The organism is Spiroplasma endosymbiont of Dasysyrphus albostriatus (assembly GCF_964019495.1).
GTDB lineage: Bacteria > Bacillota_I > Bacilli_A > Mycoplasmatales > VBWQ01 > Spiroplasma_E.
The window spans coordinates 655,273-671,239 of sequence record NZ_OZ026447.1 but is presented as its reverse complement, the minus strand read 5'-3'; the positions used below and the strand labels follow the sequence as shown (position 1 = coordinate 671,239).

General features: G+C 22.4%; 27 protein-coding genes, 9 tRNA genes and 1 other RNA gene. 3 read left to right on the top strand and 34 right to left on the bottom strand.

What is annotated here, in order from left to right:
• Positions 1 to 58: 58 nt before the first annotated feature.
• Positions 59 to 520, bottom strand: a complete 462-nt coding sequence (locus AACL11_RS04290) for a hypothetical protein (RefSeq protein ID WP_252319173.1) — start codon at positions 518 to 520, stop codon at positions 59 to 61.
• A 280-nt stretch (positions 521 to 800) separates the two neighbouring features.
• Between AACL11_RS04290 and AACL11_RS04285 the strand changes: the two genes are divergently transcribed.
• Together AACL11_RS04285 and AACL11_RS04280 are read left to right on the top strand one after the other, a co-directional pair.
• On the top strand, positions 801 to 1,160 hold the full coding sequence (locus tag AACL11_RS04285) for a helix-turn-helix domain-containing protein (RefSeq protein WP_338973555.1): 360 nt from the start codon (positions 801 to 803) through the stop codon (positions 1,158 to 1,160).
• Positions 1,117 to 1,689 (top strand): IS630 family transposase, encoded by a 573-nt coding sequence (locus AACL11_RS04280; RefSeq protein WP_338988471.1) that lies wholly within the window; start codon positions 1,117 to 1,119, stop codon positions 1,687 to 1,689. The genes AACL11_RS04285 and AACL11_RS04280 overlap by 44 nt, the downstream gene beginning before the upstream one ends.
• Before the next feature lie 79 nt (positions 1,690 to 1,768).
• Here the strand turns inward: AACL11_RS04280 and AACL11_RS04275 are convergent, their stop codons facing one another.
• The 4 genes from AACL11_RS04275 to AACL11_RS04260 form a co-directional block, all read right to left on the bottom strand.
• Complete coding sequence (locus tag AACL11_RS04275; protein ID WP_338988278.1) at positions 1,769 to 3,394, bottom strand: hypothetical protein; 1,626 nt, start codon at positions 3,392 to 3,394, stop codon at positions 1,769 to 1,771.
• A 22-nt stretch (positions 3,395 to 3,416) separates the two neighbouring features.
• Positions 3,417 to 4,028 carry a hypothetical protein gene (locus tag AACL11_RS04270; RefSeq protein WP_252319175.1) on the bottom strand — a complete coding sequence of 204 codons (612 nt, stop codon included), beginning with the start codon at positions 4,026 to 4,028 and terminating at the stop codon, positions 3,417 to 3,419.
• Positions 4,029 to 4,258: 230 nt separating this feature from the next.
• Positions 4,259 to 4,408, bottom strand: coding sequence for a hypothetical protein (locus AACL11_RS04265; protein ID WP_338988277.1), 150 nt, complete (start codon positions 4,406 to 4,408; stop codon positions 4,259 to 4,261).
• A gap of 135 nt (positions 4,409 to 4,543) precedes the next feature.
• Positions 4,544 to 5,557 (bottom strand): IS3 family transposase, encoded by a 1,014-nt coding sequence (locus AACL11_RS04260; RefSeq protein ID WP_338986622.1) that lies wholly within the window; start codon positions 5,555 to 5,557, stop codon positions 4,544 to 4,546.
• 97 nt (positions 5,558 to 5,654) lie between these two features.
• On the opposite strand from AACL11_RS04260, the gene AACL11_RS04255 reads away from it, so the two are divergent.
• The gene (locus AACL11_RS04255) at positions 5,655 to 5,798 is read left to right on the top strand and encodes a hypothetical protein (RefSeq protein ID WP_338988276.1); all 144 of its coding nucleotides are present in this window, start codon (positions 5,655 to 5,657) and stop codon (positions 5,796 to 5,798) included.
• 98 nt (positions 5,799 to 5,896) lie between these two features.
• Here the strand turns inward: AACL11_RS04255 and AACL11_RS04250 are convergent, their stop codons facing one another.
• From AACL11_RS04250 to ssrA, 29 genes are all read right to left on the bottom strand, one after another.
• The gene (locus AACL11_RS04250) at positions 5,897 to 6,400 is read right to left on the bottom strand and encodes a hypothetical protein (protein ID WP_338988275.1); all 504 of its coding nucleotides are present in this window, start codon (positions 6,398 to 6,400) and stop codon (positions 5,897 to 5,899) included.
• A gap of 65 nt (positions 6,401 to 6,465) precedes the next feature.
• Complete coding sequence (locus tag AACL11_RS04245) at positions 6,466 to 6,780, bottom strand: hypothetical protein (protein WP_338988274.1); 315 nt, start codon at positions 6,778 to 6,780, stop codon at positions 6,466 to 6,468.
• 269 nt (positions 6,781 to 7,049) lie between these two features.
• Complete coding sequence (locus AACL11_RS04240; RefSeq protein WP_338988273.1) at positions 7,050 to 7,322, bottom strand: hypothetical protein; 273 nt, start codon at positions 7,320 to 7,322, stop codon at positions 7,050 to 7,052.
• A 3-nt stretch (positions 7,323 to 7,325) separates the two neighbouring features.
• Positions 7,326 to 7,508 (bottom strand): hypothetical protein, encoded by a 183-nt coding sequence (locus AACL11_RS04235; protein ID WP_338987501.1) that lies wholly within the window; start codon positions 7,506 to 7,508, stop codon positions 7,326 to 7,328.
• Between the two features lie 115 nt (positions 7,509 to 7,623).
• A complete protein-coding gene (locus AACL11_RS04230) occupies positions 7,624 to 7,809 on the bottom strand; it encodes a hypothetical protein (protein ID WP_338988271.1) in 186 nt (61 codons plus the stop codon).
• Between the two features lie 3 nt (positions 7,810 to 7,812).
• Positions 7,813 to 7,998 carry a hypothetical protein gene (locus tag AACL11_RS04225; RefSeq protein ID WP_338988269.1) on the bottom strand — a complete coding sequence of 62 codons (186 nt, stop codon included), beginning with the start codon at positions 7,996 to 7,998 and terminating at the stop codon, positions 7,813 to 7,815.
• A 116-nt stretch (positions 7,999 to 8,114) separates the two neighbouring features.
• Positions 8,115 to 8,615 carry an IS630 family transposase gene (locus AACL11_RS04220; protein WP_338988468.1) on the bottom strand — a complete coding sequence of 167 codons (501 nt, stop codon included), beginning with the start codon at positions 8,613 to 8,615 and terminating at the stop codon, positions 8,115 to 8,117.
• 28 nt (positions 8,616 to 8,643) lie between these two features.
• Entirely contained in the window at positions 8,644 to 9,003 is a 360-nt protein-coding gene (locus tag AACL11_RS04215) for a helix-turn-helix domain-containing protein (protein ID WP_338973555.1), read from the bottom strand.
• A gap of 113 nt (positions 9,004 to 9,116) precedes the next feature.
• Positions 9,117 to 9,527 carry a hypothetical protein gene (locus AACL11_RS04210; RefSeq protein WP_338988267.1) on the bottom strand — a complete coding sequence of 137 codons (411 nt, stop codon included), beginning with the start codon at positions 9,525 to 9,527 and terminating at the stop codon, positions 9,117 to 9,119.
• Positions 9,517 to 9,942 carry a hypothetical protein gene (locus AACL11_RS04205; protein WP_338986776.1) on the bottom strand — a complete coding sequence of 142 codons (426 nt, stop codon included), beginning with the start codon at positions 9,940 to 9,942 and terminating at the stop codon, positions 9,517 to 9,519. Before AACL11_RS04205 ends, AACL11_RS04210 begins: the two co-directional genes overlap by 11 nt.
• 206 nt (positions 9,943 to 10,148) lie before the next feature.
• Positions 10,149 to 10,877 carry an ERF family protein gene (locus AACL11_RS04200; RefSeq protein ID WP_338988265.1) on the bottom strand — a complete coding sequence of 243 codons (729 nt, stop codon included), beginning with the start codon at positions 10,875 to 10,877 and terminating at the stop codon, positions 10,149 to 10,151.
• Positions 10,870 to 11,052 (bottom strand): hypothetical protein, encoded by a 183-nt coding sequence (locus tag AACL11_RS04195; RefSeq protein WP_338986770.1) that lies wholly within the window; start codon positions 11,050 to 11,052, stop codon positions 10,870 to 10,872. The genes AACL11_RS04200 and AACL11_RS04195 overlap by 8 nt, the downstream gene beginning before the upstream one ends.
• 15 nt (positions 11,053 to 11,067) lie before the next feature.
• Positions 11,068 to 11,274: a hypothetical protein gene (locus AACL11_RS04190; RefSeq protein WP_338988263.1), complete on the bottom strand. Its 207-nt coding sequence runs from the start codon at positions 11,272 to 11,274 to the stop codon at positions 11,068 to 11,070.
• Positions 11,275 to 11,332: 58 nt separating this feature from the next.
• Positions 11,333 to 11,833, bottom strand: a complete 501-nt coding sequence (locus tag AACL11_RS04185; RefSeq protein ID WP_338988468.1) for an IS630 family transposase — start codon at positions 11,831 to 11,833, stop codon at positions 11,333 to 11,335.
• A gap of 28 nt (positions 11,834 to 11,861) precedes the next feature.
• A complete protein-coding gene (locus AACL11_RS04180; protein WP_338973555.1) occupies positions 11,862 to 12,221 on the bottom strand; it encodes a helix-turn-helix domain-containing protein in 360 nt (119 codons plus the stop codon).
• 117 nt (positions 12,222 to 12,338) lie between these two features.
• Positions 12,339 to 12,473, bottom strand: coding sequence for a hypothetical protein (locus tag AACL11_RS04175; RefSeq protein WP_338988262.1), 135 nt, complete (start codon positions 12,471 to 12,473; stop codon positions 12,339 to 12,341).
• Entirely contained in the window at positions 12,463 to 12,621 is a 159-nt protein-coding gene (locus AACL11_RS04170) for a hypothetical protein (RefSeq protein WP_338988261.1), read from the bottom strand. Before AACL11_RS04170 ends, AACL11_RS04175 begins: the two co-directional genes overlap by 11 nt.
• Positions 12,622 to 12,755: 134 nt before the next feature.
• Entirely contained in the window at positions 12,756 to 13,244 is a 489-nt protein-coding gene (locus AACL11_RS04165; protein ID WP_338986766.1) for a hypothetical protein, read from the bottom strand.
• Positions 13,245 to 13,560: 316 nt separating this feature from the next.
• Entirely contained in the window at positions 13,561 to 14,220 is a 660-nt protein-coding gene (locus AACL11_RS04160; protein WP_338988260.1) for a hypothetical protein, read from the bottom strand.
• Positions 14,221 to 14,452: 232 nt separating this feature from the next.
• Positions 14,453 to 14,528, bottom strand: a tRNA-Asp gene (locus tag AACL11_RS04155).
• Position 14,529: 1 nt separating this feature from the next.
• Positions 14,530 to 14,604, bottom strand: a tRNA-Met gene (locus AACL11_RS04150).
• 21 nt (positions 14,605 to 14,625) lie between these two features.
• Positions 14,626 to 14,715: transfer RNA gene (locus tag AACL11_RS04145), tRNA-Ser, on the bottom strand.
• Between the two features lie 13 nt (positions 14,716 to 14,728).
• Positions 14,729 to 14,805: transfer RNA gene (locus AACL11_RS04140), tRNA-Ile, on the bottom strand.
• A gap of 7 nt (positions 14,806 to 14,812) precedes the next feature.
• Positions 14,813 to 14,889 (bottom strand) — tRNA-Met (locus tag AACL11_RS04135).
• A gap of 32 nt (positions 14,890 to 14,921) precedes the next feature.
• Positions 14,922 to 14,997, bottom strand: a tRNA-Ala gene (locus tag AACL11_RS04130).
• Between the two features lie 11 nt (positions 14,998 to 15,008).
• Positions 15,009 to 15,085, bottom strand: a tRNA-Pro gene (locus AACL11_RS04125).
• 1 nt (position 15,086) lies between these two features.
• Positions 15,087 to 15,163: transfer RNA gene (locus tag AACL11_RS04120), tRNA-Arg, on the bottom strand.
• A gap of 107 nt (positions 15,164 to 15,270) precedes the next feature.
• Positions 15,271 to 15,346 (bottom strand) — tRNA-Cys (locus tag AACL11_RS04115).
• A 197-nt stretch (positions 15,347 to 15,543) separates the two neighbouring features.
• Positions 15,544 to 15,959: a transfer-messenger RNA gene (gene ssrA / locus AACL11_RS04110) on the bottom strand.
• Positions 15,960 to 15,967: the final 8 nt, after the last annotated feature.

Genomic DNA, 15,967 nt, shown 5'->3' with positions numbered 1-15,967 from the left:
TAAAACATTTTGTTGATTCACTAAAAATAATACTTAATATATTTTAAAAACAAAATACCTAATGAACATAATAACTGTTAATTATTTCACATTTTTGGATTGCATCTCAAAAATTATTATTTTTTATTTTTACTTTTAAACCAATAATTAAAAAAGTTAATGCAATAGTAAAAAATCCAAAAATTGGAGTTAAAATTATACAAAAAATAACTCCAATTTGTAATTGAACTCAATCATAATAACCATCATAATTATGAACTACTGATGAACATATATTTTCTGCAGAATGATTTAAAATATAATTTACACTCATATAATTTAATAAACTAAATCCATTTGTTATTTCTATTGTTATTTCTATAATAAGTCTTTTTTCTTTATATAATTTAAGATGTTCAAAAAAACTTTTATCAAAATTAGAAAAACCAATTAACATTAAACCAATTACCATAATTAAAATAGTTAAAATAAATAAAAATAAGGTTACTAATTTTAATTTTTTATATTTTTGCAATATCATTTATAATTTTCCTTTCAAAATAAAAACCCATTTGCTTTTATCTCAACAAACAATGGGTTAAAAACTACTATATTATTTATATTTTTTATACACAAGAATAATAACAAATTTATATTAATTTTACAATTAATAACCTATATAATTAAAACTATTTTATATATAGCTAACGAAAGTAATGTTTACTCATAAATAATGTAAAATAATAATATGTAATTTAAACAATTCTTGCACTTACAAGTATAATTCAGCAATAATTAAAATAGATTAGGAAGATTAAATTATGCCAAAACCATACAGTGAGGACTTACGAAGAAAAGTAATAGAAGTTTATGAAAGTAAAAACATGAAAATTAAAGAAATTTGTAAAGTGTTCAATATCACTAGAAAGACTTTATTTTTATGAAGAAAAAGAAAGCAAAAAACCGGAAATATAAAACCAATTTTGAATTATCAAAAAGGACATAGCCACAAAATAAAGGATTTAGATGAATTAAAAAATTATTTAGCAGAAAATAAAGATGTTACAGTTCAAAAAGTAATTGAAAAATTTGGTGATATGACAAAAGAAACAGTTTATAACTATTTCAAAAAACTAAATTATACATATAAAAAAAACTTTTCTATATGAACAAAGAGATAAAAATAAACAAGAAGATTTTTTAAAAGAAATAGCGAAAATAATGAATGAAGATTTGGTATATATTGATGAATCTGGAATTGATGATAATGAATTTTATAAATATGGTTGGTCTGAAAAAGGTAAAAGATTATTTGATAATAAACCTGCATATAAAATAAAGAGAATGAGTATAATTGGTGCACTAAATAAAGGTAAATTAAAAGCTCTATGAGCATTTGAAGGACATTGCAATAGTAAAATTTTTGAATCATATGTTAAAAATATACTAATTCCAGTATTAAAGTGTGGACAAATTATAGTTTTAGATAATGCGACGTTTCATAAATCTAAAGCAACAAAACAATTAATTGAAAATGCTGGATGCAAACTATTATTTCTTCCACCATATTCTCCTAATTTAAATCCAATTGAACATTTTTGATTTGCTATAAAACATAATATAAGAAAAATATTACCAAATTATTGACCAAATATTAAAAACGCGATTGATTTTGTTTTTCAAGATATGAGTAAACATTACTTTAGTTAGCTATAATTAGTATGAATATTAAATTATAGTTATCAAAATTTAACCCATTTTCATAAAATCAATACTTATTTTTAAGTATTTAAATTCACTTTACTTTAAAAGTAAAATTAAAACTATGGGGCTTGGGAACATAGTCACTGCTTATCAAATCTTTTCCAATATGAAATCTAATTTTTTTAATATCATTAGTCTTAATAATATCAGTTGCCTTTAATGATAAGTTATTACCATCAATATCTAAAAAAGTAAAAGCACTTAACTCATTAATTTGCACCTTTAAAGCTTTAACAAAATATCCTTTAAAAGTAGCAAGTGATTTAATAACAAGATTTCAATTAATATTTGGATCAACCCTCGAATCAGGATAATCTAATAAGAAAAAAGTAGAATTATTTTTTGCAAATTGATACATTTCTTGTCAATATTTATTTTCTAAAAAAGTTTCTAAATTACCAATATTAATATAATCATTAACATTAATATTTTCAATACTATTATTTATTGAATTTGAAAAGCCAAAATAATAACTCAATTCCTTATATTTAAAATGATTACCACTATTATCACTAGTCAATAATACATGTGGAGGACTATATTTTATTAATGATTCATCACTATCTACTGCTTCTTGTACCATACTAAAAGGAACAAAATCAATAGTATTAACTTTAAGATAATCAATAACCTTTTCAATACTTGTTGGTTTTAAATCAATGAAATCATAAACAACATTTGGATTAGAAACATATGTTATATAAAAAGGTTTTAATGGAAAATTTGAAGAATATGAATAAAGATTAACATATTCTTTGGAACTATTCACAGCATTACCAACATAATTTAATTCGGGATTATGAACTAATTCGAAATATGGTTTAATAGTAGCTACATCATTAAAATCAATATCTGCTAAAGGAATTGTTGATATTATTGGATAAAGATGAGTATCACTAGCAAATTCTTCTTTATAATCATTAATAAATTTATTAATTTCATCTTCGATTGTTTTATAAATAATAGTATTATCAATTTTATCCGCATAATAAAAATTAGTTGGTAAATAACCATGTGTTCATTGCTCTTGCAAATAATCACTACCATTTGGAAATTTTCCCGAAACATGTTTACTAAATTTTCCTTCAAATTGATTAAACATCATAAATTTTTCATAAAATTTAGCAGTATTTTTAATTAATGCAATTACTGGTATTTTAAATTCAATAAATGAAGATTGTAACTTTAATTTTAAATCAAATTTAGTAACACCATCAGTTTGAATTAAACTCTTATCTAATTCATCATTACTATTGGGTTTATAAAAAGTGAAATCATAATTAGTAATATTAGTTGGAAAAAAACTATCTCATCAAGATTCTTTTATTAATAAATCAAAAACTTGTTTTTTTGATTCTTCTTCAAAAAATGGCAAACGTAAATTTTTATTACTACTATCAATTGGAACATCATTCATATCAACAATAATTGATTCTTCTGGAATATTTTGTTTAAAATCACCAATATTAAAAGCACTCTGCATAGCAAGAGCAATAAAAAAAGTGCTAATTGCTAAACCAATTATCATAATTAAAGAAATAGTTATTGTCAGAAAAGTTTTTTTTACTTTTACTGGTTCTACTTTACCAGTAACGTATTTAGTAATATTATTTAGTTTTCTTCAATCATCATTATCTTTCTTTTTAGCCATATATTATTCACCTAAATTTCCATTATCTAAAACTTAATTCATACATTTTAATAATACTTTTAATTAAATATTTTTTATTTTCAATAGTATTTAATCATCAATGCAAAATAGCAATTCATCATAATAAGAGTGCTATAACCGCGAAAATCAATACTGTGATTCGATAAGGACTGTCACTATAAGAAAACATAAAAAAACTAATACCAATAATTATTAAATTAACAATAGAACCAAATATTAAAAAAAATAAACAACTTAAACCAATACCTCTAATAGTTTTAGATAAAAAAACGGGTAAAACCATAATTAAAATTATAAAAGCAAATAAAACAGTAACTAACATTGCTACTACTTTTAATATTGCACTTTGAAAAACTGGTGCTGATGGTATACCAGGAAGATTAGCAACCAATTGACCAAAACCAATGCCATTAAAAAAAATCAAGCCAATTCAAAAAATTTGAATAGTTAAAATAAATATTCGCGAAAAACCATCACCAAGACTAGTAAAGTAAACTCTTGTTAAATTTAAATCTAATAATGAAGGTAAAGGAGTTTCCTTTAATTTCTTTAACTCTTTTTGACCAATAAGATTACTTGTAGTTAAAAATTGTTTATCTAATGATTTATCCATATCTTTCACCCATCCTATAAAATAATTATAATGCATTTTATTTAAAAACTATATAGTTAACTTATATCCGAATTTTAAATATATAAAATAATCAAATTATTATTTTAAAATAAATACAAACATAATTAATAATATCTATTTTTAAGTACAAGTAATATGAAAAATAAACAATAATTATTGAAAATTATTGTTTATTTTAATAATATAGTATTGTTTAAATATTTTTTCGATTATATGGAGTATCCAGAAATATTTGCACTTGCTAATTTTGAGTGATAATCTGATAAATCTATTGCGTTTATTTGTTTTCACTTATCAACTTCATTATTTAGATTTTCTACATTTTCATCACATACAGATTGTAATTCAATATTATCCATAATTAATATTTCTTCTTCATTATTTATATTTATTAATTCTTGTGATTTATTTGCATTATTTCTTTCTAAGTTATTATTCGATTTAAAATTAGGGTGGTTAGCCCTAATTACTGGACCATATTTTGATAGATATTTCTAAATTTTTATTTGTAATATTGGTGGTTTTAAAAATTTAGAATGTATTCTTTCATAATTATAAAACATAACATATTGATTTACATCATTAATAGCTTCATTGATTGTTAAATATTGATTTGAGTCTTTAGGCAATCATTCTTGAGATAAATGTGAAAATCAATTTTCAGATATGACATTACCGCCAATATCATATGGTTGTTTTTTGCTTAAAATTATTTGTTTGTTTTTTGCTCATTTTGTAATTTCTTGACAATAAAATTCGTTGGCGTTATCTGAATGTAAAATAACGTTTTTTATTTGATTTCAAGAAAATTGGTTGTTTATTTTTTCAAGTGCAGGAAGAATTAAATCTTGATATGATTTATTTGAAAATGTATTATAACTAACAACATTATTTGAATAAAAATCAATAATTACAAAAAGATATAGTCAACCTTCTTTGGTGTTTATTTGTTTAGTATCCATTGATCAAATTTGATTTGAAGCGGTTGTACTTTTGTAATCTTTGTTTACTTTATCCATTGTAGGTATTCACTTATTTGGATTTTTTTTGTTTTTAGGATAGTTATTTTTAGTTTGTTTTAATCCTTGAATATTGTGTTTTTTCATAATTTTTCGCATTTGTTTTGTTGATAATTCTATATTTAAAATGATATTTTTCTCTTGTTTTAATCACTCTTTAAAAGCTGAAAAAATTCTTAAATATCCATAAATTCTACCTTTTCTTGTAGAATGAAATTCGATTAAAAGTTGGCATAATTCTTGATATTTATGATTGCAATTAATAATATGATTTTTTTCTTTTTTAATAAGTTTTTGTTTATTTTTTAAAAAGTAATATGTTGATCTGTTTAATTGAAGATATTGACATAAGTTTCTAATTGAATATTGATTTTTGCAATCATCGATAATTTTAATTTTTTCTTTGATATTTAATTTGTTAATTATTAATGCTATTTGTTTAATTTTATCCATTAATAAAAATCCTTTCAGGTCAAAATTAGTGTTCATTATATAACACAATTGTTTTTAGAATACATTCAGATTTTTTAAATTAATGGTCTAGTAAAAAGGGCTAAGTGGCCCCATCCAAATTGGAATTATTATAATGCAAAAAAAATATAATGAATTATTAACAGATTTGGGAATTAAAAAAGGAAGAAAAATATTATATGATTATGAACAAAGAAAAAAAGTAAAAGAAAAATCAGAATTAAAAAATAATCAAAGTAATATTTCCCCACAATCTTAAATAATGTATAATGTGAATATACTTACCTAAATGGTAAGTATATCGGTATATGATTAGGTTGGCACCTAATTAAAAAGTTACCATTTAGGTAACTTTTTTTATGATGGTAAACAAAAAATAAATTTATTATTATTTATATTATTTATAAAATCAGATTTAAATTCATTATAAAAATTATCTTCTTTTTTGACTTTAAAAAATATATTTATATTCTCATTGTTTTCAATATATAATTTAAACAAACAATTAAATAATTTATCTTGTATTACTTTATCTTTTATAACTAAAAAAATTATTCCTAATTCTATAGCCAAATCTTTGTAAATTTTATCATTATTTGGATTTTTTAATGCTTTTATAATTTTATTTTGTTCTTTTTTACTAGGATTTTTAAATTTTTTTAAAAAATTTTTATCATTTATGTTTATATCTTTTTCTGATAAATAAACAGAAATATCTAAAACATCTAAAATAATTTCATTAGTATTTATTTTACGATTATTTTTTAATAATTTTAAATATTTTCTAGCAATTTTAATTAAAGAAAGATTTAAAAATTCATTTAAAACTTTTATTTTTTCTTTTTCAATAAATGTATTCATTTTTTAAAATTCCTTTTTTTATTATTTTAACTCATGTTTTATTATATAGTAATTTATAAAATAAACTATTGTTTTCCTTTTCTTCCTTTTCTGTACAATTCTAAAATTAAAGTAGGATTATTTGAATTTTCTTTTTTAAAATTTTCTCTTTCTTTATCTTTTTCATTTTGAATTTGTAAAATAAGTCTTTTAGTTTTTTCTTCTTCAATTTTTAATTTATTTTGTCTATCTTTTTCATTTTCTATACTGTTATGTTCTCTATTTTTTTCATTTTCTGATTTATTATGTCTATTATTTAATCATGCAATAAATATTGCTGATACTCCACCAGCACCAACTAAAATACCTAATAATGTCAATAAAATTTCCCATCATTGCATAATATATAACCCATTTCATAATAATTTATTTATATTTAATATTATAAATTAAAATATAAAAAAGAGAAGTTATAAATAATTAGAAACGGGTTAACTTCTCTTTATTAATTATATCATATTTTCTATATTTAATATAGATAATTTAGTTATATTATCAATAATTAATAATTTTAGTTATAACATCTGTTAGTACTGAAATAATCATTAAAAATAATATTACTGATACTGATACTATAGTTAATATTTCTCATCAAACCATTATTTACTCCTTATTTATAATTTAATCTTTCTTCTTTTGTTTTTGGAAAATGATTATATGAACACATTTCTTGATTATCTAATTTAATAAATACTCTAATTTCATTTGGATATTGTTTATATGATAAAACTTTTCAATCTGCTAATTCATAACCTAATAAAGTACGGTCATCATCTAATTCACTACTTCCACCATTTCATGAAAAATATATTTCTTTATCTTCAGTAAATATTTTAAAAACATTATATTTATCACTATATTTTAAAAAATCTCATAAATTCATTATTTACTCCTTATTTTTTATTTCTTTTACTTTATTTTTAAATTGTTTTTTATGAAAATAACACATATTAAAAAATTGAACTACACTATCTTCTATATTTACAGTTTTTAAAGTAACTAATACTTTACTATTACAATCTTTAACAATACATTTTAATAATACTTTTTCTTGCTTTTGTTTTTGCATTATTTTACTTCCTTATTTGTTTTTATCAGTTCTCTTATAACATCTAATAAGGAATCTACTACATAAGAATTTAATTCAAATTCATAATTTCTAATTTTAATTTTTTCTTTTTGCATTATTTATTCTCCTTTATATCAATAACATAATCAATTTTTATATTTTTATAATTATTTAAGTGAGTTTTACATAATCCTAATTTTGTATCTTTTTTAATTGAACATACATATATTTCTTGTTTACTATTATTATTTTTACAACCATAAATATCACAATATCATATTCAATCATACTCATTAATCATTATTTATTTTTCCTTGTTGTTTTCTTCTATAAATATTTCGAAATTAAATGGGTTTTTTCATCCTTTGTATTTTTCGTTTTGCATTTTATTCTCCTTTTCTTCATCACACATATCACATTCTCCAAAATAATAATTTTGTACTTTATAATATATATAATGTTTACATGGTTTTAAATCATCTTTACTCATTATTTATTCTCCTTATTTAAATAATATCAACCAATTAATAAACTATCTGCTTCATCATGATTTGATATAGTTATATTTCAATTTTGTTGTCTAATTAAACCACCAACTATATATAGCTAACTAAAGTAATGTTTACTCATATCTTGAAAAACAAAATCAATCGCGTTTTTAATATTTGGTCAATAATTTGGTAATATTTTTCTTATATTATGTTTTATAGCAAATCAAAAATGTTCAATTGGATTTAAATTAGGAGAATATGGTGGAAGAAATAATAGTTTGCATCCAGCATTTTCAATTAATTGTTTTGTTGCTTTAGATTTATGAAACGTCGCATTATCTAAAACTATAATTTGTCCACACTTTAATACTGGAATTAGTATATTTTTAACATATGATTCAAAAATTTTACTATTGCAATGTCCTTCAAATGCTCATAGAGCTTTTAATTTACCTTTATTTAGTGCACCAATTATACTCATTCTCTTTATTTTATATGCAGGTTTATTATCAAATAATCTTTTACCTTTTTCAGACCAACCATATTTATAAAATTCATTATCATCAATTCCAGATTCATCAATATATACCAAATCTTCATTCATTATTTTCGCTATTTCTTTTAAAAAATCTTCTTGTTTATTTTTATCTCTTTGTTCATATAGAAAAGTTTTTTTTATATGTATAATTTAGTTTTTTGAAATAGTTATAAACTGTTTCTTTTGTCATATCACCAAATTTTTCAATTACTTTTTGAACTGTAACATCTTTATTTTCTGCTAAATAATTTTTTAATTCATCTAAATCCTTTATTTTGTGGCTATGTCCTTTTTGATAATTCAAAATTGGTTTTATATTTCCGGTTTTTTGCTTTCTTTTTCTTCATAAAAATAAAGTCTTTCTAGTGATATTGAACACTTTACAAATTTCTTTAATTTTCATGTTTTTACTTTCATAAACTTCTATTACTTTTCTTCGTAAGTCCTCACTGTATGGTTTTGGCATAATTTAATCTTCCTAATCTATTTTAATTATTGCTGAATTATACTTGTAAGTGCAAGAATTGTTTAAATTACATATTATTATTTTACATTATTTATGAGTAAACATTACTTTCGTTAGCTATATAATGATTTTTCTTTATTTCACTTTTTATCTTTAAATAAATCATCTTCTTCATATCTTAATTCTTTTAAATATCAATTTTGTCATTGTCTAGGACTTATTAACATATCTTTTGTTAATAATTTATTAAATTGTCCAGCAATAAAACCACGAAGATGGTCTTGTGTTTCAGAACCTTTCATATTAGGAAAACCACGTTCTATAATTAAATCTAATTCATCATTATTTGCATTTATAGCTCAATAAAAACTTCTTTTTCCCTTATAATTTTTAAAACTATAACTTTTAACAAATATTGGTTTTCAAATTATTATAAAATTATTACTTATATTTTCTTTTTCTCATAATGTAAATCCAGTATTTTTAATACTTGGGTCAATTGAAAGTAAATAATTATTCATCATCTTCATCATCATTTCCTTCTAATTCTTCATTTCATTCACCTTCTTCAGCAAAACAATCAGTACATATATTATCATCATATTTTTGTGTATATCATGAATTACTAAATTGATAATCACATCTTTTACAATATTCAATTAATTTTTCTTTATATTCATTAATATATTTTTGAGCCATTTTTCTTCTTATATTTTCAACTTTAATCATATGTTCTTCACAAAAATATCTTACTTGTACATTATCTTTATCTAATTTTGTTGGTAAATTAGTGCAATTTGTTATATGTTTACCTAGAGTATTAACTTCACTAAAACAACATGGTATTGGTTCTTGTGGTGGAAATACACTTTTACCTTGATGATTTAATTCAAATCCACATTTTTCATTATTTTCTTTATTAATTTCAACTTTTTTCATTATCTAATACCCTTTCTATGTTCTCTTACATGTTCAATATTTTCTTCATCACCAATCATTATTTCTCCACAAAAAACACATTTATACTTTGTTCAATATCCCATTATTTATTCTCCTTATTTTTATTTAAATTCATAATTAATATTTCTAAACAATTCATACATCAATAATTAGTTAATCAAATTCTTTTATTACAATATTTACATTTATTCATAATTTCTATACTCATTTTTATTATTATTTTTTAAATTTTTAAATCTTTCACGAATTTCTTTAAATTTATCAAATAAAGTTTTTAAATAATTTTCACCCATTAATATTAAAAAATCTTTATTATTACTTGGATTTAATCTTTCCATATCTTCTCTGATACATTCATCAAATAAAACTGTATTTGTAATCATATATTTTTCAAAATAATCTAATTGTTTTTCACTTGGTTCTCATTTTTCATTTTGTATTTTTACATTATTATTAATATAATTATTTTGTTGTTTATTATTTTGTATTAAATTAACATTATCATTATCTGGGTCAAGTTCATCTTCACTTAATAACAATAAATTCATTAAAAAATATCTATAAGCATAAGTTTCTGCACTACCTTTTGCTTTTGCTACATCTTTATTTTTAGCACATGCTAATATATCAAAATATTTAATTTCTTTATCATTATCTAAATCAATAATTGTATATCTTTTAAAATAAGTTATTTCTACTTCTTTAGTCTCTAAATAATTTATTTTTCTATCAGTTGTTAATATATCTTCATGTGTAATAACAATATTTAATTCTTTACATAATAATTTAACTTTATTAAAAATATCACTTAATAATCAATATTTATAATTACCATGAGTATTAAAACCATTTTTAGGTGTACTACCAATTTCTAATTGTAATTTAAGTATTTTTTTATATAAATTATTATTCATTTTTATCACTCTTTCTATTTATTGCATTTTTAATTAAATCCCTTACAAAATTATTAATTGTAATTTCTTTTTTTACACAAAGTTTTTTTAATTCATAATGGTCACTTTTAGTAAGTCTAATAATAATTTGTTTAATAATTAAATCTTCTGGTTTCTTTTTAGGAGCTGCTGTCATATTTATTCATCTCCTTTAACCTTTAAAAATTCTTTTATAATCAATAATTGCTTGTTCTAATTTATTTACATCTTCATATGTAAAATAATCATTATAAGTTTTTAAATCACCATCATCATCAATTGTAATTTCTCAATTTTCATATTTACTATTAAATTCTTCTTGTAATTCTTCAAATTTTTCTATTAATTTTCTTGCATTTTGTAATTCTAATTGATTCATATTTACACTCCTTTAAAATTTTCTAATTGTAATTCATTAATATAATATTCATATATAGCTAACTAAAGTAATGTTTACTCATATCTTGAAAAACAAAATCAATCGCGTTTTTAATATTTGGTCAATAATTTGGTAATATTTTTCTTATATTATGTTTTATAGCAAATCAAAAATGTTCAATTGGATTTAAATTAGGAGAATATGGTGGAAGAAATAATAGTTTGCATCCAGCATTTTCAATTAATTGTTTTGTTGCTTTAGATTTATGAAACGTCGCATTATCTAAAACTATAATTTGTCCACACTTTAATACTGGAATTAGTATATTTTTAACATATGATTCAAAAATTTTACTATTGCAATGTCCTTCAAATGCTCATAGAGCTTTTAATTTACCTTTATTTAGTGCACCAATTATACTCATTCTCTTTATTTTATATGCAGGTTTATTATCAAATAATCTTTTACCTTTTTCAGACCAACCATATTTATAAAATTCATTATCATCAATTCCAGATTCATCAATATATACCAAATCTTCATTCATTATTTTCGCTATTTCTTTTAAAAAATCTTCTTGTTTATTTTTATCTCTTTGTTCATATAGAAAAGTTTTTTTTATATGTATAATTTAGTTTTTTGAAATAGTTATAAACTGTTTCTTTTGTCATATCACCAAATTTTTCAATTACTTTTTGAACTGTAACATCTTTATTTTCTGCTAAATAATTTTTTAATTCATCTAAATCCTTTATTTTGTGGCTATGTCCTTTTTGATAATTCAAAATTGGTTTTATATTTCCGGTTTTTTGCTTTCTTTTTCTTCATAAAAATAAAGTCTTTCTAGTGATATTGAACACTTTACAAATTTCTTTAATTTTCATGTTTTTACTTTCATAAACTTCTATTACTTTTCTTCGTAAGTCCTCACTGTATGGTTTTGGCATAATTTAATCTTCCTAATCTATTTTAATTATTGCTGAATTATACTTGTAAGTGCAAGAATTGTTTAAATTACATATTATTATTTTACATTATTTATGAGTAAACATTACTTTCGTTAGCTATAAATAATCTCAATTATCACTTGTTAAATACATATCTTCTTCAATCATGTCATTTATACATTTATTACAATAATATGTATTTTCTAATTCAGAAAATCATATATATTTTTCATTATGAATATTACATTTCATTATTTTCACCAATTAATTTATAAAAACATTTATTACAAGTTCTATTTGCAAATGATGAATTTTTATGACAAATATCACATGAACCAAATATTTTTTCAATTTCTTCATATTTTAAATATATTCTTTTATCTTCTTTTAAATTCAACATAAATTAATTCTCTCTTTCTATAATTTTTAATATTTCTTGTATTTCAATATATTTTTTATTTTTAAGTAATTTTTCATTACATAAATTTTTAATTAATTCTATTTTTTCAACATTTAATAACATATTAATTTCCTTTAATACTTTAAATAAAATATTTTTTCATTATGAGTATTTATATCTTTCATTGGTGTAACAATATAATTTATTACTAAATCATTATCTTTATATGGATTATTTATTTTAAAACTTTTCATATCTTTTTCTCATGTAATGTTATATTTAAAACATTCTTGATTTTTATCATTTGTAAAAATATAATAACCATTATATTGTTCATAAAATTCACAAGATATTAATTTATTTTCATTTGTAGTAATATCTGAAATATTTTTTATATATTTTAAAATTTCACTACCTTTAATACTTTCAATATCTTTTGTAATTGATTTTTTACCTAATTTATAATTAAAATCTTCAATTATTTTTAATGTTATTTTTTTATTATTTTGATTAATAATAGTATCTTTAATTGGAAATCATGTTTCATATTCACCAATTTCTAATAACATACCTTTAGTTGTTTCTCTTACTTTATTTTTAATATCTAAATTAACATTAATCATTACGAATCCTTTCTATGTATAAGCCTTATCACCTACAGTGATAAAAGGCTTATATACTACTAACTAAATACTTCTTCTACTATACGTAAGGCTTATGCTACTGTAAGTAGCAAAGCCTTGGAGGGTAGGGGTTCTAGGGGAAGGGAACCAAAAAATATCAAGTTTTAAAAGAGCAACACAAAAATTACTATTAGTTATATCTGCACTATAGCCTTTAATAATTTTTATTTAGTTATGTAATAATTAATTACTTTAATAAAGTACAGATTTATCAAAATAATTAATTATAATTGTTCAACAATTAAAAATGAGAGTTTTATCTCTCATTTAATTTCTTATTAAATCTAACTAATGTTGCAATACGTCCTGCTTGAATTTGTTCTGGTGTAAATGATTGAATTTGTTTTTTTGTTAATAATTGAATTTGGTGACTAGTATACATTTCTAAATTCGAACGAGTCGAACGTTTTTTTCTATTTAAACTTAATGAAGTTACTTTTATTGGTTTTAATGTAAATGTTTGAAATTGTTCTCTTTGAATTATTTTTTTGATTCTTTTATTCTTAAACTTTAAAACTTGTGCTGGTGTAAAGGCTGCAAGTTGTTTTTTAGTAAATCATGAATTCTGCTCTTTAGTAAATCATGAAACTTGTTGTAAAGTAAATACTTGAATTTGTTCTTTTGTGAAATGTGGTATTTGTTCTTCTGTAAATGCTTGAATTTGTTTTTTATTAAACATTTTAATGTGTTTTTTCGTTAATAATTGTAATTGTTCTGCCTTTAGTAATTGCAGTTGTTCTTTAGAACTCATTTCAATATTATATAAAAAATTTAATGATAATATATTTTTTAAAATTGGTTCATTGATACCATTTTCTAATGTTAATACATTATTCACTGGTATCAATGTCTCAACATTATTGCTACTTACGATACTTGAAGATGAGTTATTAAAGATTAATAAATTATTTATCATATTTTTGCTCCTTTTTAAAAATTAAAAACTATTATAAAATAATAGCTAAATTTAAATAAAATTATATTTATTATTTAAACTATACGTGTATTTTAATATTTTTAATTTACTTAATCAATCAAAAACTTTCTTCCATAATGAATAAAATAATTATTCATTATACCAATAAAAAAAAGAGTAAGACTTTTTACTTACTCTCTAAATTAATACTGCTTATGTTTTATTTTCTAAATGGCGGTCTTGACGGGGATCGAACCCGCGATCTCCTCCGTGACAGGGAGGCGTATTAACCACTTTACCACAAGACCGTGGTTGCGGAGACTGGATTTGAACCAATGATCTTCGGATTATGAGCCCGACGGGATACCACTTCCCCACTCCGCGATGTATAAAATTTAATAATAATGGAGGAGGCTGAGGGATTCGAACCCTCGAGCACTTGCGCACTGACAGTTTTCAAGACTGTTCCCTTCAACCGGACTTGGGTAAGCCTCCGAGTATTTAAGTATGGTGGACCCTATCGGATTCGAACCAATGCTCGCCCGGTTATGAGCCGGGAGCTTTAACCAACTAAGCTAAGGGTCCTAGACTATGGTAGCGGGGATGGGACTCAAACCCATGGCCTCTCGGGTATGAACCGAACGCTCTAATCAACTGAGCTACCTCGCCAGTTTTAGTTTAAATGTTTAACTGATATATAATGGTGGACCCTATCGGGATCGAACCGACCACCTCCTGCGTGCAAGGCAGGCGCTCTACCAAATGAGCTAAGGGCCCTTATTTAATAATGGTCGGGAAGACAGGATTCGAACCTGCGACCTCTCGGTCCCAAACCGAGCGCTCTACCAAGCTGAGCCACATCCCGATGGTGCGCCTGGCAGGACTTGAACCCACAACCTTTTGATCCGTAGTCAAACGATCTATCCAATTGATCTACAGGCGCATTTAATTACTAAAATTTATAGTAACTCATTAAATCATTAAACCTAATCAATTATAACTTATTAAAAGTAATATTTACAAGTATATTTGCAAATATTATTAATATTTTGGAGGAGCCGATCGGATTCGAACCGACGATCAAAGTTTTGCAGACTTATGCCTTAAACCACTTGGCCACGGCTCCAAATATAATTAAAAAAATTTAAAGACTTTTCAATATTACCAAGACTAGTTACTATTTGCAACTTGTTTTACAATATTATTCATAAAATATTTAAATATTTTTTTATTATTTATTTCACTAATTAAAATTTTATAAAGGTATTTATAATTAATTATTAAATTAAATAATAAAAAAAGCACAATTGTGCATTTAATTTATGGTGGAGATGGCGGGGATCGAACCCGCGTCCAAAAGTTAACTGACTAACTGTATCTACAGTTTAGTATAATTTAGAAAAATCACTATTTAATAATAAATTATACGAAATTATGAATAGCTAGTTAATGGAAATTCGAAAAAATTTATTAACATCATTTTTTCTAGTTTATCCTATGATACGTTACTAATAATGATAAACTTGCTATTAGTAACGGTAGTATTTACTTCTTAAGTAATTAAGCAGGTAAAACTGCTTGATTTCCTAAACCAAATCCAAAGTTGTTTAACTTTGTTGTGAATCAGTTAGGTACTACGGTTTTAGTTTGTTTTCCGGTTATGAAACCTCGTAGTATTATGGTCTACCAAACCACTGCCACAATTAGTTGTTCACTCCTGTCGAAACCAGAACATCCCCGCTAATAT